Annotated in this window: 26 protein-coding genes; 1 reads left to right on the top strand and 25 read right to left on the bottom strand. The window is 43.7% G+C overall.

From position 1 onward, the window contains the following. Position 1: 1 nt before the first annotated feature. The 6 genes from B1728_RS00750 to B1728_RS00725 form a co-directional block, all read right to left on the bottom strand. Positions 2-193 (bottom strand): hypothetical protein, encoded by a 192-nt coding sequence (locus tag B1728_RS00750; protein ID WP_079908263.1) that lies wholly within the window; start codon positions 191-193, stop codon positions 2-4. A gap of 25 nt (positions 194-218) precedes the next feature. Beyond that, positions 219-1,934, bottom strand: coding sequence for a terminase large subunit (locus B1728_RS00745; protein WP_079908262.1), 1,716 nt, complete (start codon positions 1,932-1,934; stop codon positions 219-221). Then, positions 1,934-2,464, bottom strand: a complete 531-nt coding sequence (locus B1728_RS00740; RefSeq protein WP_079908261.1) for a phage terminase small subunit P27 family — start codon at positions 2,462-2,464, stop codon at positions 1,934-1,936. The genes B1728_RS00745 and B1728_RS00740 overlap by 1 nt, the downstream gene beginning before the upstream one ends. 194 nt (positions 2,465-2,658) lie before the next feature. Then, positions 2,659-2,928, bottom strand: a complete 270-nt coding sequence (locus B1728_RS00735; protein ID WP_179135827.1) for a hypothetical protein — start codon at positions 2,926-2,928, stop codon at positions 2,659-2,661. Next, on the bottom strand, positions 2,928-3,299 hold the full coding sequence (locus tag B1728_RS00730) for a hypothetical protein (RefSeq protein WP_079908260.1): 372 nt from the start codon (positions 3,297-3,299) through the stop codon (positions 2,928-2,930). The genes B1728_RS00735 and B1728_RS00730 overlap by 1 nt, the downstream gene beginning before the upstream one ends. An 87-nt stretch (positions 3,300-3,386) precedes the next feature. Further along, positions 3,387-3,773, bottom strand: a complete 387-nt coding sequence (locus B1728_RS00725; RefSeq protein ID WP_079908259.1) for an HNH endonuclease signature motif containing protein — start codon at positions 3,771-3,773, stop codon at positions 3,387-3,389. 597 nt (positions 3,774-4,370) lie between these two features. Between B1728_RS00725 and B1728_RS00720 the strand changes: the two genes are divergently transcribed. Continuing rightward, positions 4,371-5,339 carry a putative phage abortive infection protein gene (locus B1728_RS00720; RefSeq protein WP_079908258.1) on the top strand — a complete coding sequence of 323 codons (969 nt, stop codon included), beginning with the start codon at positions 4,371-4,373 and terminating at the stop codon, positions 5,337-5,339. Between the two features lie 4 nt (positions 5,340-5,343). On the opposite strand, the gene B1728_RS00715 is transcribed toward B1728_RS00720, so the two are convergent. The 19 genes from B1728_RS00715 to B1728_RS00630 form a co-directional block, all read right to left on the bottom strand. Further along, positions 5,344-5,706, bottom strand: a complete 363-nt coding sequence (locus B1728_RS00715; protein WP_256865184.1) for a hypothetical protein — start codon at positions 5,704-5,706, stop codon at positions 5,344-5,346. A 280-nt stretch (positions 5,707-5,986) separates the two neighbouring features. Then, positions 5,987-6,454 (bottom strand): nucleoside triphosphate pyrophosphohydrolase family protein, encoded by a 468-nt coding sequence (locus B1728_RS00705; protein WP_079908255.1) that lies wholly within the window; start codon positions 6,452-6,454, stop codon positions 5,987-5,989. Positions 6,455-6,485: 31 nt separating this feature from the next. Beyond that, positions 6,486-6,983 carry a hypothetical protein gene (locus B1728_RS00700; protein WP_079908254.1) on the bottom strand — a complete coding sequence of 166 codons (498 nt, stop codon included), beginning with the start codon at positions 6,981-6,983 and terminating at the stop codon, positions 6,486-6,488. A gap of 16 nt (positions 6,984-6,999) precedes the next feature. Beyond that, complete coding sequence (locus tag B1728_RS00695; protein ID WP_079908253.1) at positions 7,000-7,431, bottom strand: hypothetical protein; 432 nt, start codon at positions 7,429-7,431, stop codon at positions 7,000-7,002. A 41-nt stretch (positions 7,432-7,472) separates the two neighbouring features. After that, positions 7,473-7,649 (bottom strand): hypothetical protein, encoded by a 177-nt coding sequence (locus B1728_RS36035; RefSeq protein WP_179135826.1) that lies wholly within the window; start codon positions 7,647-7,649, stop codon positions 7,473-7,475. Positions 7,650-7,688: 39 nt separating this feature from the next. Continuing rightward, a complete protein-coding gene (locus B1728_RS00690; RefSeq protein WP_079908252.1) occupies positions 7,689-7,901 on the bottom strand; it encodes a hypothetical protein in 213 nt (70 codons plus the stop codon). A gap of 25 nt (positions 7,902-7,926) precedes the next feature. Next, positions 7,927-8,133, bottom strand: a complete 207-nt coding sequence (locus tag B1728_RS00685) for a hypothetical protein (RefSeq protein ID WP_144027722.1) — start codon at positions 8,131-8,133, stop codon at positions 7,927-7,929. A gap of 238 nt (positions 8,134-8,371) precedes the next feature. Continuing rightward, positions 8,372-8,656 carry a hypothetical protein gene (locus tag B1728_RS00675; protein WP_079908249.1) on the bottom strand — a complete coding sequence of 95 codons (285 nt, stop codon included), beginning with the start codon at positions 8,654-8,656 and terminating at the stop codon, positions 8,372-8,374. 205 nt (positions 8,657-8,861) lie between these two features. Continuing rightward, positions 8,862-9,167 carry a hypothetical protein gene (locus tag B1728_RS00670; protein ID WP_144027721.1) on the bottom strand — a complete coding sequence of 102 codons (306 nt, stop codon included), beginning with the start codon at positions 9,165-9,167 and terminating at the stop codon, positions 8,862-8,864. Positions 9,168-9,190: 23 nt separating this feature from the next. Beyond that, a complete protein-coding gene (locus tag B1728_RS36030) occupies positions 9,191-9,346 on the bottom strand; it encodes a hypothetical protein (protein ID WP_179135825.1) in 156 nt (51 codons plus the stop codon). Next, positions 9,346-10,473, bottom strand: a complete 1,128-nt coding sequence (dnaN, locus tag B1728_RS00665; protein ID WP_179135824.1) for a DNA polymerase III subunit beta — start codon at positions 10,471-10,473, stop codon at positions 9,346-9,348. Before dnaN ends, B1728_RS36030 begins: the two co-directional genes overlap by 1 nt. Further along, positions 10,451-10,729, bottom strand: coding sequence for a hypothetical protein (locus B1728_RS35630; RefSeq protein ID WP_144027720.1), 279 nt, complete (start codon positions 10,727-10,729; stop codon positions 10,451-10,453). The genes dnaN and B1728_RS35630 overlap by 23 nt, the downstream gene beginning before the upstream one ends. After that, positions 10,722-11,312, bottom strand: coding sequence for an HNH endonuclease (locus B1728_RS00660; RefSeq protein ID WP_079908246.1), 591 nt, complete (start codon positions 11,310-11,312; stop codon positions 10,722-10,724). The genes B1728_RS35630 and B1728_RS00660 overlap by 8 nt, the downstream gene beginning before the upstream one ends. Further along, complete coding sequence (locus B1728_RS00655) at positions 11,312-11,728, bottom strand: hypothetical protein (RefSeq protein ID WP_079908245.1); 417 nt, start codon at positions 11,726-11,728, stop codon at positions 11,312-11,314. Before B1728_RS00655 ends, B1728_RS00660 begins: the two co-directional genes overlap by 1 nt. A gap of 71 nt (positions 11,729-11,799) precedes the next feature. Beyond that, positions 11,800-12,681, bottom strand: coding sequence for a DnaD domain-containing protein (locus B1728_RS00650; protein ID WP_179135823.1), 882 nt, complete (start codon positions 12,679-12,681; stop codon positions 11,800-11,802). Positions 12,682-13,144: 463 nt separating this feature from the next. Beyond that, positions 13,145-13,483 carry a hypothetical protein gene (locus B1728_RS00645; RefSeq protein WP_079908243.1) on the bottom strand — a complete coding sequence of 113 codons (339 nt, stop codon included), beginning with the start codon at positions 13,481-13,483 and terminating at the stop codon, positions 13,145-13,147. A 73-nt stretch (positions 13,484-13,556) separates the two neighbouring features. Then, positions 13,557-13,910 carry a hypothetical protein gene (locus B1728_RS00640; RefSeq protein WP_079908242.1) on the bottom strand — a complete coding sequence of 118 codons (354 nt, stop codon included), beginning with the start codon at positions 13,908-13,910 and terminating at the stop codon, positions 13,557-13,559. Beyond that, positions 13,903-14,172: a hypothetical protein gene (locus tag B1728_RS00635; protein WP_079908241.1), complete on the bottom strand. Its 270-nt coding sequence runs from the start codon at positions 14,170-14,172 to the stop codon at positions 13,903-13,905. Before B1728_RS00635 ends, B1728_RS00640 begins: the two co-directional genes overlap by 8 nt. Before the next feature lie 16 nt (positions 14,173-14,188). Next, on the bottom strand, positions 14,189-14,440 hold the full coding sequence (locus B1728_RS00630) for a helix-turn-helix domain-containing protein (RefSeq protein ID WP_256865183.1): 252 nt from the start codon (positions 14,438-14,440) through the stop codon (positions 14,189-14,191). Positions 14,441-14,592: the final 152 nt, after the last annotated feature.

Genomic DNA, 14,592 nt, shown 5'->3' with positions numbered 1-14,592 from the left:
GTTATCGCCTCCTTTTTTTCAGAAATGGAGGCTTTGTACTGAGAATGACACCAATGAAAATAAACAAAAGTCCCATCACGTAGAAACCGGCTATTGGGTTCAATAGAAATGTCGCCCACACGATGATGCTCATCCCTGCCAGGAAGAAGAAATCATCTGCAAACATCAACAGCAGCGGCAGCCATTTGAGCATGTATCTTGTTCCTCCTTCCTCCGATTTAAAGGGAAAAGGAATCTCCCTTAATGTGTTCGTTTAAATCAAATGCTGTTTCATTTACCATAGCCCTCACATGGGCGTTAATGGTTGCCGTCGCCGGGTCAATCCGTTCGACGGATTTTTCTTTGTCCAACATGATATTTTCGTTGTGATCTTGACGCGTTACCGCATTTCCCATTGCCCAATCCAAAACCGGATTGTTTTCGTGAATAATCAGATTGGAATACGTCTTTTCCCTAAAATCTGCGGTAGGCTCGGACAAAGTTTTGATTCCTTGCCGGATCTCGACCACCTTAAACCCTTCCGTCTCCATCTCCTGCGCGAACTGCGTCGCATTGTACGGATCGTAGCAAACTTCTTTAATGGTCCATTCATTTTGTTTGATTTTATCAAGAACATACTGCTTAATAAAACGGTAATCGACGACGGCTCCAGGCGTGGGAGTGATCCACTTTTGACGCACCCAGAGATCATAATTTACATTGTCGGTTTGCGACTTGGCTTTCAAGGTCTCTTCCGGAATGAAAGAATGACTAATAACCGCATAACGTCCATCAAACAATGGGAATTCAAATGAAATACTCGTCAAGTCAATCTTCTTGGACAAGTCAACACCCAAATAGCATTCACAGCCCCGGAGGTCCGGCATCTGATTTTTGCCGCAAGCGGTCCATTTCTCCATACGCATGTATGCTTTTTCTTTCTGATTGATCCAGACATTCATGTTCTTGGTTAGAAAATCGTCCATGACTTCCGGTTTTACCTTGGCTTCTGTGAAGCGAGCACGAATATTAGCGATACCTTCAGGATATGAACAAGCAATAGGATTTGCCTTAACCCATGTATCTTCATTCGCGATATCATCGATCAAGTTTCCATCTTCGTCTCGGTCCAATTCATTGACCATAGCAAAATACGCCTCATTTTCAACGGCCGGATCATCCGGGTTAAGAAGGCGCTCCACATACTTATATTCGACTTTGTAGCACGGGCTATTCAGGTTCTTTCCTGCCGTGGTAATAATCATGAGCAGCGGCTGCGTACGGGCAATCATCCCCGAATCGAGAACGTTTACGATTTCGTCGGTATCATGCGCGTGGTACTCATCAACAATGCCGCATTGCGGGTTGTAGCCATCGCCGCTTTTCCGATCCTCTTTGGAAAGGGTCTTCATGAACGACTTGCTTTTAGGATGATGGATCGCCCCGTACTTGACTTCGTACTTCCCCTGGAGCTCTGGGCAATTATCAAGCATCGCCTCAGCTTCATTCCAAACGATTTTAGCTTGTTCCCGCTTGGTCGCACCTATATAAACCTCTGACATATCCTCGTCCATTGCCATTGTTTCATAGCTTCCGACGCCACCAAGGCTTTGCGATTTGGCGTTTTTGCGGCCAACCTGCCAATATGCCTTACGAAATCGGCGGTACCCTGTGTGCATGTTCTTCCAGCCGTAAATATTGCCGAATACGAACAACTGAATTTCATGCGGCTCAATTCGCTGCCGCTTCAGGACGCCCTTCGTATGGCGAAACAAATTCAACCATTCAAAAAATCGTAAGGCCGCGTCTTCGTCGAACACGTAAGGAAATGAATCGGTACCTTCTCGTTCTAGGTCACGGAGGAATCGCATACAAGCCCAAATATGCTTTTTACAGGCGATGACCTCGCCGTTAATGACATCGTGCGAATACTGAATGAGTAATTGCCGCAGCATCACACATTGCCAAACCTTTCACTAAAATCGTCCTTTTGTTTTTCATCTTTTTTGCTCGGCATCACTAACCGGCACCTGGAGGTAATCGTCAACCCTAAATCAGCGGATGCTTGGCGGCATTGTTTAAAAAGCTTGTCCTGCATCATCAATAAGTCGCTATAGGCTCCACTGATCACACTTACTTCATTCACCGCCAGAACTTTCCCGTCGTCATCCTTTACTGGCTCATTGACCAACATCACCGGATCTCTGGCTAATAGTTCATCGGTCACTTTTAGATACATTTTCCGAGCCAATAAAAACCGGGCCAGAGCATCAACATCCAAATTGCTCATGATCCCTATTTCAAGCAGCTCATCGGCAATCTTTTTGAACTCTTTTTTGAGCTCTTTCGGCAAATAAACTGGAGCTCGGACTTTATCACTTGGTGCTTTTATCTCCTGCTTCTGACGTTCTTCAATCTCTTGTTTCGTCAGGTTTTTCTTGCCTTTGTACAGTAACAAGCTGATAGGCTCTCTTGGCCTTGCCATACTCCTCCCTCCTTCATCCTGGAATTTTCATTTAGGGAAATTTTTTCACACTAAGCTGGGCGCGCGGTCTACGTGGCGCATACGCTAGAGATTTAGCCCCCCTCCCCCTTTCGCACCTGTTTGTGTGTGTTTGGTTGTCAGAGATAATGTATCGCTTATATCAAGTTTTCAGGCGTTTGGTGATGTCTGCATCCTTATAGCTCTTTCATCACCTTATCTAGCTCTTCAGCCATTGCCTTTCCCATCGCTTCTGCCATCTTAGCAGCGTCTCTACGGATCGTCGTTACATTTACACGAACCTCTTTGGCTGTTGCTTCACACCCTTCAAGTGGTACCGTGATTTCATATGTTGCATCCTTCGGCTTGTTTGGTTCTGTATAGGCGACCAACATAGAAGATGTTCCATCCTTTACGGCAGATAATTCATTCCATGTGGTATAGAGCCTCACGTTTACTCCTGTCATTAAGCGGTATTCTCCTTTGGTTTGTAGTAGTAGCCGGTCATGCCTTCACTGTATCGCGGGACACTGGTTGGTATGATGCCATGATTGACATATAGGTTCACAAGATCAGGGGCCCATATATGTACCACGATGGCCTCATGTTCTCTGCCCTGTCTGTCTCGGAAGATAACGATATCTCCGAGCTTTGATCCCGTCGCCTGCGGCTCCGCTTGGCCTTTGATCCGGTTCAGCCCTTCTTCGATGAGTTGCTGTGTATTGGGGTCAGTGGTCTCGTCATAAACCTTCGCAAGCAGCCCTAAAAGGTCTTGAAATATATCAAGCTCCGTCACTCTCACAGAAACGTTCATCTTGCTCAATTCGCCTTTCGACAACAAAAAACACTCCTTTTGCAAATATAATCCATGAAATAGGCTATAATCGCGGCAAATGCCACATTTGAGATGGTCATATTGTCCATGTTATGGTTGTTTCGGCATTGGAACGCGTGTATTTCCAAAACCGCCGTCTTCTTCAACCGTCTTCCTGTCGTGGTGCATTTTGCAAAGCGGCTGCCAGTTCTTCCGATCCCAAAAAAGCAAATAATCGCCTTTATGCGGCTCGATATGGTCAACCACTGTCGCAGCTGTAAAAATGCCTGATTTCTTGCATTCCACACAAAGTGGATTCTGCTGGAGAAACCGAAGTCTCGCTTTTCTCCATTGCGCATCATATCCGCGCTGTGCTGCGGTTCCACGATTGGCATTATCCACTCGATAAGCTTGAGATTTGTGCTGAAGGCAAAACCGCTCAGTAGTAAGATTCGGGCAGCGTGGCCGATTGCATGGTTTTAACGGTTTATTCGGCATTTCATCAACTCCCGGCGTTCCCTGCGGTTTCTTGGGCAAATGTTCCGGTATGCCGTGGTGCGGACTAACCAAACTATCGTTTTTTTGAACACGTCACTTCCTCCGTTTTAACGCAAACTGGTTTAGGACAAAACAGCTTAACTCCGTCCCATTGGCCCCATACACAGCCCTTGCACTTCTCAGGCCGTTCTCTCTGCACTTTTGGTTTCCTCACATGATCACCATCCCCCTTTAAAATGAAAAAGAGCCGCTTTTCAGCAGCTCCCTTTAAATCTCGATTTGTTCCTTCCGCAGTAGCCCAGGCTAGTTCTGGACCACTGAGCAAGGGACAAGTCGACCTTGCAAGGGGGTTTCAAACCCCGCCTCTTCTCCGCACCCTTGACGATCAACGTCTAAGGCGAATTATCGCCCACAGCACAGCCGAGTCCCTACATGTGATAAAGGTACAGTAGGTATCACCCGAGCCCTTCGGCTCTATGTGTCTACTGTACCTTGCTTCCACGGACATCTTGTTGACGTGCTCCTGACCGGAAATGGACATTTTTCACTCTCACTGTGGTATATTATTTTCATTACATTTGGTGGAAGGTGAAAAAAATGGATAACGATTTAATTGAACGAGGTATTGAAAACAAAAATCGTAATTTATTGAGAATGGCTTACGCAATTGTTTTTCTAGGATTTTCCTTGCCCTTGATCATTTTGATCATTGAGAATTTAAATCGAAATGGATTTATCAATCCACTCATCCAGCAAACATTCAGCAATGTACTTCAGCTTGGAACTATTGGGGATTGGATAGGTGGTAGTGCGGCACCCCTATTAAACTTCGCGGCTTTCTTAATTCTCCTAGTTTCTCTTAACTATCAAAGGGCAGAGATTGCCCAAGCTAGACATGAGTATAGGGCATCTTTGGAAGAAATGAAGCTGCAAAGGGAGCTAATAAAGCAACAGCGGTTTGAAACCACACTGTTTAATTTAATTGACTTACATCACGGTTTGGCTAAAAGCGCCAAAAATTCGTTGGATAAAGACCTCAGTCCTTTTAGACCACATTACGATAACTTGTTTGATTTCATGCTTAAAGGAATCGAAGAGTCCTATAGTGAAAGCAAAGAAAAAGAATCAATAAAGGATTTAAAACCAATCGATTTTGAATATGATCTACTAATTTTCCCAGTGAATTCTTTATACAACGGAAATGAACATGTGCTTGGACCATATGTAGGTAATGTAACCAACATACTCAGGCTAATCTATGAAGAGTCCGAACAAGATTTTTATTTAAAGATGTTTAAAGCACAGCTTTCTAACGACGAAAAAATTTGGCTATTTTACCATTGGATTTTCACAGATAATAGAGAGTTTCATAACCTGTGCCGGGAACTTGTATTTTTTAATGATATAGATTCCGATCGTTTCATCAATAGGATGCATCCATTACTGTTCCTCAGCAAAACATTTGATCCAAAAGTTGTGGAGTACGAGTATAAACTTAGAAAAGGGTTGCTCCCAAAAACCATTGAGCCTCCCATATTAAATTTTGATCTAAAAAAAACCAGATAGCTTTCTATTCCAAGTATAGGAGAGTATTTGCTATAGCTACGATCCCATCTTCTATTTTACGATCTATGGTTTTATCGCAATAATTCCAGCCGCTAAATTTCAATATCGTCGCCGCTCGAGTGTTTCCTTTGATAAATCTGTACTCGACAACGGCCTTTACATTCTCATCTAGGATCTGATCAACAGCTAGTTCAATTGAGGTAGTGAATTTTCTTAATGCATCATATACTTTCTTCTGTTTGTCCGTCTGCGGGGGGTTGCTTTCAAAGAGCTCGGCTTTCTTCTTTTTTTCTCTGTATTTTTTAAGATAAGCTTTAGTGAGCTTGATTTCTGAAGCTGTTGCCTCCGGGAACAATTCTTCCAACATAACCAACATTACCCTCACCCTATTCTATGTTATAATTTAGGTGAGAACATGCATTCCCCCGCGGACCCGACCAAGAGCAGCGGGGGATCTTTTTAATCAAAAACCGAATTTCCTTAAAACCTCTCTATCTACTTCAAAACTCCCGATTTCCGCTTGTTCCGAAACACCCGAGATTTTCAGAAATGCACCTCTCAGAACAATGATTTGTTGCCCCTTGTACCTTAATACATAATTTCCGGAATGATGCCTCTCGTAGGATACTAATGCCTTAATCAATGTGCTAGTCCTCCAACATGTTTTTTTCAACTTCATTCCAATCTATATCTAACATTACCCCAAGAGCAAGGAAAGCATTGAATATTTCTTTCCAATCATCGCCATTTGCGAACAACGATGTTTCATGATAAATGTATTGGAAAGCATCGATTTCAGAATCAAATCTGTATTTCTCCGAGTAGTAAATCCCTATCTCCACTTCGTTGCCAATTGACAAGATCCAGCGTAAGCAGCTTAGGTATGATTCAAGTAAGGGATATCTATTATATATCTCCGTTCCACACTCGCCATCACTGACTATAATTTCTACATGTCTCGGAAACTGATCTTTATCCCAATACATGTGCCCACGCCAATTCTCAGCTAACTTGCCCAGTTCAATTTGCAACTGCAAGATTTTGTTGGGAAGGAAGTCGCCTTCCATCCCTCTATCTTCTTCCCGCTGTTTTTCCAAAAGTGCCAATAAATTCACTCTTATCTCTCCTCATTTTCCGGTTTGACGATTAACCCCTGGAGACAATCGACTTTATCATATGGCCGTTGCCCTTCTGGATCTGGCCGTCAGAAATCCTCCGAACGGTATATCGATAGCTGGATGCTACCGTATCTTTGCTTATAATTATTGCTTCTACGAGCTTATTACCATCGCGCACATATCCACCTAATAGAGGGTTTTCCTTGTACTTCGGAACTCGGACAGTATCCCCTATGTCGGCCGCTTCCCTCATATGCAGGATGTCTTTGACCTTCTCCTGAACCTCCTTCTTAAGCTTGCTTTTTTGCTTAGCTGGCATCTTGGAAGCATAATAAGCGAATGGAGTTAACCGAACACTATTGAATACAGATTCAAACTTTCTACCGCTATCAGCACATTCATGGGCCAATGCCTCAATTAATCCTAACCGGTCTTTCCATTTGAATTTTTTACCTGAAGGTATCTCCTCGAATTCTTCTATTGTGTCCGTTGCATCCATGGTTTCTTTCATAGCAACCGATTGCATAGCTTAACCTCCTCCATCATTTTTTATAGATCAACTGGTTTGTTGATTCCAAATGCGCTGTTAAAAGCCATAGCTCCTCTTTCGTAAATTCACCTAGTAATTGTTCGCGAGATTCGACCCTAATGCCGTCCAATAAATGTGATGGCATACCACCATGCGCCCTTATCCATTGGTGCCGCAGCAAACCGTTACTTACGGCAATGCTCTCAGCTTTACGTTGAGAATGAGCGCCAATGATATAACAGTACGATCTCATTTCCGCCCCTCCGTCCTCATCTAAGGCACATTTAATGCATTTGAATTGGTACTGAGGCAATGCCCCATTAAAGTAATGAACCGCTGGCCGACCGCAAGCACACCATAATCGAGAAAGGTTATCCCTCAACTGAACCGATCCGTCTTCGTTTTCATGAAGAAGAATTGAGCCATGGCCTTTACCTGGAATCACACTTAAAACCTCCCATGTATTTGAATATTCAAAACTGACCATTACTGATTGCCGATGCGCATTGCGTCCATGATTCCGACATTCAGATAAATTTCGGCGCTTTCTTCTTCGATTTTGGATTTTACGCCAGGATAATTTTCCGAAACGAATGCCGATGCATCTTCCGTTTTTACTGTCCCTTGAGGCTTGCCGTTAACGAATATTTGATATGTTCTCATGGATAAATTCCTCCTAAGTTCTTGATTATTCACGAATGTTCATAGCCCTTCGGCCATTCCACGCAATTCCTCCATGCTGATATTTGCGTGTTTTTCTTTATTATTTTCCGGCTCTTTAAGCTCAAGTGCTTCCATTACGTAGAGAGTAGATGAATGTTGGATTGGAACAGACTTTCCTGCCTTTTCGAACTTCTCGACCAATTCCTTTTTGTGCTGTTTCAATGTCTTCCATAACCACTCGTATTTATCCATAGCTACCTCCCATGTATTTCCGTATTCAATCGGTGTTCGTAGGCAAATTAATCTTTGCCCAATGCGTAACTGGTAAGTTCAAAGGCTCTTTGTTTTCATGCCAGCCATATCCTTCACTATTCACATACTTAGCGTGCTGGGCTACCCAAACATTCCGGCCATCCGTTATCAAGTGATTCACATGGCTTTCGATCGACCTGCTGTTCCTGTCGTATACAATCCATTTGATCACATTCAAACCCTCCCATGTATTTCCGTATTCAGACCTGTCCGTCACCAATTAGGTTCATCACCTTCGTGACCACATGTGCAATTACGGTAAACCTTTTTGCATGTTGGGCATATATCGCTTGTCCCATCGTCTTCTAGTTCTTCATAAAACATACCATCGTACATCCCATATTCAGTTCGTTCATGGAAGTCTTCAACGGGTCCGCGTGACGATTTTTTCATCGCATGTTCCTCCATATTCAGCCTGCGTACATCTTTCGTTGTCGCTGGCGCCGTTCAAACTGGGTCATACAAGCAGAATCAAGCTGCTCATAATCGCCTAGTTCCTTATCCTTCGGGTCAATGACAATGTAATAAGGGATGACCAGAAACTCCTTGCCACACTCGCTGCAATGTGGTCTATCGAATGCATAGCAGCCGTACTTGTCATCCATTGGAATGTCCTTTAGATCGAAGTCGGCATTCTCAAAAACGACAAATCCTTTACATCCAGGCTGATTGCATTTATGTGCTTCTATTGCCACGCTAAGCCCTCCCATGTATTTCCGTATTCATTGAATTACTTTGGACAACTCACTCAAAAAAACATTACGGCACGCTTGCAAATTCGTGAAAAAAGACAACTGCCCTGTTCGATATGATGCCTATTACTTTTCCTTGACCAAATTCTTTATGCTCTACTTCGTCGTGTTCGTTTATTTCCACACAATCACCCCACGGACAATTTATTCAATATGTTTCGTGAATCTTAACCGACTCTTCAGCCTTTTGTGACAACTTGCGAAGCCGAATAATCTTTTCGTTCTGCTTATTTATTTTTAAAACAAATGAAATGAATTCCCGTTTTACTTTTTCCTCAAAATTAACTCCTCGAACTTTATCGAAAAAATTTAGGCGAATGTTCTTGATTTTGATGTCGCCGTTGACGACCAAATGCTTGCATGACACTTGCACCCAAGTATCTGACAAATAATCAACGCGGATATTCTCCAGATCCCAAAGACCCCAATTGTCCATAGGTGGTGGAAGCTTCAATTGTATAACACCGTCCTCTCTATTCACCCAAGCTGTTGCAATACTACGAACGTGTTATCAACGATAACCATGGATAGCTGCCCTTCAGCTTCAACAGCCAATTGCGCTTGCCCCGATCCGTTCTCTTGAGCCGGTGTTTCATGTGTTCCAATTTCGTGAGTAGTTGAGTTGGTTTTCATTAAGCAAGATCCTCCCTTATTCGTTGAATGCAGACTAAGTACATAGCTAAATCTTCATCACCGTTAGAAATGATCACCGGCATCCCTTCACCCGCAAAGCGAATCTTTACCGTGTCATCCTTGATAGCTTTTAGTGCATCTAGTAAATACTTGCCGTCGCAGCCTACCAGTATGGGCTTCCCGCCCGATAATTCAGCAGTTACATGGTCCCTGGTTTCTTCTGCATATTCATTTTTGCTTTCTATAACAACTTCACCATTTATCTGCTGGAGTTTGATCAGAAAGCCTCCGTTTTTGTTTTTCTCAGCTGTAATGCGTGATCTCTCAAGCGCTTCGACAAGATCGGATCTTTTACAAATGGAAAATGCATACTCTGAATTACTAAACATGCTTTCTACATCCGGGTAAGATCCGTTTAAGATTCTTGCATAGATGGTGATGCCCGCACTTTTGAAAATCACCATAGGATCACTTACTGAAATGGAAACCGTATCGTTATCTTTGATTGCGCTGTTTACCTTGCCCATATGTTCGGAGGCGATAACTAGTTCTCTGTTCAAGTCGCTCTTGAGAGGATCGGTTACTATTGCAAACCTTTTTCGGTCACATGCTGTAAACTTAATGCCTGAATCCGTAAATGACATTCTAATTCCAGTAATTATGGGAAAGTCTTCTTTCTTATAAACCGCAAAACTGGTCATCTGGATGAGCTCTTTCAAGTCGTTTCCGGGCATTTCCAAATCATGCTTTTGAGGATCGGATGGCAGTTTGGGAAACATTTCTGATTCAATACCTCTTAGTGTGATCTTGGTTTTCCCGGACGAGATTTTTGCCGAAGTGTCTTTCACCTCAATATCGATCAAGCTATCAGGCATCCGCTTAATTACTTCGGTCACTTCTTTTGCATAAAGGATAATCGCACCAGGTTTGTGGATCTTATAATCCGTCGCAGGTATCTCCGTTTTTATGAAAAAGTTCGTATCTCCCGCAACCAATTGGAGACGGTCTTCATTTAGGCTAAAAAGCACACCTCTAAGGACCTCGACCACATTATTATCTGAAGCTCCAACGGAAACCTGAATGAGTTGCTTTAGTAGAACAGATTTATGAATTGTTATTTTCATCATTCTTTTGCCCTCCGCTGTTCTGACCTTCCAGTTCCTCCCGGACATGTTCCCAAATGTCGCCGGTTATCGTCCCTGGAGTTTTTTCAGGCACCCATGATTCACAAGAATCATCTGCATTCGTATCCATCCAACCTTTATTGACATTCATGTGATGTCCATTAATCCAGCAGCCGCCACTGATCAACCAGTGTCCGCAGCTCCAGCACACTTCACCTTTTGAATTGGCCTCGCCCTTTCTGAATCCGATTCTATTCACTCGATTTTCCTCTTTCATTGGACTTATTGATGGAGCAAATGACTTTGGTGATAAGCTCAATAGATCTTGTATCCCCGAATGCTCGATTTATCAGGTTCGTCTCATGTATTTCAAGGGGTCGTCCAGCCCAACCGGCGAATAGCTCATGAATCGGTTTCAAGGCTTGTGCACGCTGAAGCTTCTGCTCTTCGATAGCTCTTTCTGCTTCCATCCGCTTACGATGCTCGATCCAATCCAGTTCATCGAACCAAAAGTAAGGGCCGTATCGTTTTTCCCATACCGCAATCCAGTATTGCAATTCTGCTTCGTTGGTTTGAATACGGTCATGGCACTTACCATTGAGGCGCATTCCGTTTGTTTTTACACCGCGACCACTACGCCCCCTGGGCATAACGTGATGGGTTGTATCAGCAATCTGACCGCATCCGCATTGACAAAGCCCGCCAGTCTCGAAAATCAGCTCTTTTACGATCTTCGTTGGAAATTCATTCCGATCTGCCGCCGATGGCCTGTCCTGATGATGAGCAAGGATATTACGCCGCCAGGGAGCCGGTTCTTTCTTAACCTTTTTCCGGGTTAGCATCAAATCACCTCGGATTCCGTAGATTGCTGTTGGTTGATTCTCCGGGGCCAGAGCTCCGGGTTCTTCAGATGTTCGCGTCGAATCAATTTTGAAATAGTTCTTGAGTGACAACCCATCACATCTGCTATTTCCGATAGAGTCAAGGCAGGATTAAGGTACAACAACCGCAATCGATTAAGATTAATGTCTTTGGCTTTCCCGTATGGTTTCCGCTGAGTTTTCAGCATTTGAAACCCATTTCGTTTAGGCAAGCGTTTTTGCTCCTCTAAGTCCATTCGAAGAATGACCACTTCCGGGAACCGCCTCCTCAATTTTCTTGCAATTTCTTTGTCATCCATGCCGTTCTGCCAGCATTCTATAAACTTCTCAATGGCCTCATCAGACCATTTGTAATCCCATTCCAGGCCAGCTATCATATTTTCTGATTCACCCCTCACAAACCGCGTTTATCGTTCAAGAAACGTTTTTTACCTGATAGGCGTACCAACTATCCAGTTTTAACACTCCACTTCGCCTCGTAAGTAGCCCACCGTTTTTCGAACTCTGCATCTGTCAAAGTCTTGCCATCAAGCGCAAATGTACGGGCTACAGATTCTCGATAAGCTTCCTTGCTTAGCATTTCTCGGCTGCCCTGATCCGTGACAATCGGCATTTTAGGCTTTTCCTTTTTACGATTGTTAGAACCGCCACTTGAACCCGTTTTCGGCTTTTTAAGCTGCGCTTGCTCCCTGGATTCAATTCCCTGTTCAATCCACGATTTCGCAATTGTTTCAATGAATCGCAAAGGCGGCTTACCTGTTGAGGTTTCCCCGGCTTCTTGGAGCAGCTCTTTAATAAATTCCTCCGACTTCCCTTTCTCGCGTAGTTTTTGAATAAAATTACTCATGGCCGGGCTCATAACCATGGTCCCAAAGAATTTCCGATGAATATCCATAACCGTTTCCGCAGAAGACGACGATGCAAGTTCTTGCTCTTGCATTTGTCCGAGCGCTTCGAATCTCTCAATTTCAGCTAAATGCTGCTCGGGCGTGTACGGTTCATCTTCGGTATGGTATGGTACGGTTTGGTTAGGTTCGGTTAGGTTAGGTACGGTACCTGCGCCGTCCGGTGGACGTCCTGCGGACATACCTTTGCTGTCCTTCTGACGTCTAGATTCCCTCTTTCTTTTGGCATCGGATTCTCTTTTTTCAATAAGCTTCCCAGCATAGTCGTACCAATCATGAATAACGGTTCGACCCTCAAAACGGTCAATAAAACCAGCGAAGCATAACGCATCAATGAAGGTATGCGCATCGTCATTCCACATCGCTGCGTCGGCAATATCCTCTGGATCGTACTTAGTGATATCACCATCTTGCGCATAGTCCATGGCCCACCACCAAATGAGGTGAAGATGCCCAATTGCTGCCGGGGCACTAGTCCCTAGCTTTCTTGCGAGACGTTTCAACTTTGGGTGTCCCTCTAATGTTTGATGACTTTCTATCCATGCCATGATGTTATTGGTCCACTCCTTTCCCCAATCTCTTGCCAAAATTGCACGGAAAAAGCTATAATAAACGCATCGTTATTTTTAAAATGGAACTTGATTAAGTCGCCCCTTCCACGGGCGGCTTTTTCCTTTGAAGGACTTTTCTCCTATTTTGTCGAATTATGGTAGTTGTCCAGACCAACCAAATTTGAAATGTAGGAGGTGAACCAATTGAAAATTGATTTCAACGAGTTGGAAAAAAAGGTTGTTGAAAAGTTTAATTCAACACTCATACCCGATGATTCCGATCTTGGTTTAGCAGAACTCATTGGTGCAATTGCAGCCAGAGCATCTACGATAGCAATCAAGGAGTATCATGAAATGATTTACCAAAAGTCCCAGACAAACGATTAACAATATTTTTGAGAATTTGGTCTTCCAATGTTCCTGTCACTATGACATGTTTCTCATCAAATAATTTGTCAATTTTTCTTTCCAAACGGTTAATCGATATGGACAAATCGTGGATTTCGTGTCTTAGATCGATTAGCCGTTTTCCTTGCCGCATGAGTTCTTTTCCAACCCAACTATTAGGATTAACAATGACCGTTTCAAGTTGTTCGTGCCTCTTAAAGACCTTCTCCATTTCAGAAACAGCATTTTCTGCGCCGCAGAAAAGTTGCCGCAATTCCTCTTGATTCAACCCAGTTCCTCCCTTCTCTATAAATTTTGGCTGATGCCAACCGAGCAGGATAGCTCCTGCCCACGCTCACGGCTTAATGGCCCTGTTTAACGTCGCCGTGACGACCACTACAATAAAAGGCATCATAGCAAAGGAACGCTGTCTCGCGACCCAATCGTACGCCTTTATGCAGCCGACTATAATCAATCTCCCCGGTTGTCAAAATATCGGATAGCTGGGAGCTGACCTCGATCAGTTGTTTCTCAGCATCGGGACTATCTAAGTAAAAATAGGATTCTGCCAAATTCTCGTCCGATTCTGGATCTCTCAAGTAAACATAGGCTGCATTCACATGCCCGGAAAAACTCACAAACACTTGATATGTAGAATTTTCGTTCAGTAGATAGGCCAGCCCCATTATTTGGCCCAGCAGCTTGTGTTTATGCATAGGATTCCTCCTTGCCAGCCTGTCCAGTAACAGGTATAATAGAGTTGCACATTTTTCTAAAATCATTAACGTCTAAGTCGCCCGGCATGGCGGCTTTTTCGTTTTGTCCGCGCAATATTTCCTCAATTTCTCCACTTACCCATATCAGGTTGTTACACAAGGAAATTTGATCGAACACTTCTGGATTAGTTAGCATCATCTTGCGGATCATATGGAGCTTGTTTAGGTTCTCGCCATCCTGAACCGATTGATTAAACAACATCCCTTTCCCCTCCTTATTAAGCAGCACCCACTAATGAGAGCACATTTTGAATTATTGTTGGTGCATCCACACCATAAACAAAACTTACAAATACCTCACGCGTTCCAGTTGCTTCGGTCCATTGCATCATGGTTTGTGCATCCAATACCTTGCGACCATTTTCAATCTTGCTGATGCAGCTGCGTGATTTGTTTAATAATAGAGCAAGTCGTTCTTGGCTCAGTCCAGCCTTTTCACGACATTTTTGCATGACAAGCCCCAGGTCCACCCCTGTTTCACCTCCCCCATTGGTCCATATTGGAACAGACAGGGTCGCCCTTTTAGCTGTAAAATAAAGTCAACCAACATAACCTTCACCCGCTGCCCATGTATAGGTAGTGGGCTTTTTTTAGGAGTGTGATTGACAATGAAAGCGACAAT

Source organism: Paenibacillus sp. 32352, assembly GCF_002042965.1.
Classification (GTDB): domain Bacteria; phylum Bacillota; class Bacilli; order Paenibacillales; family NBRC-103111; genus Paenibacillus_S; species Paenibacillus_S vulneris.
This window is presented reverse-complemented; position numbering and strand designations above follow the sequence as displayed.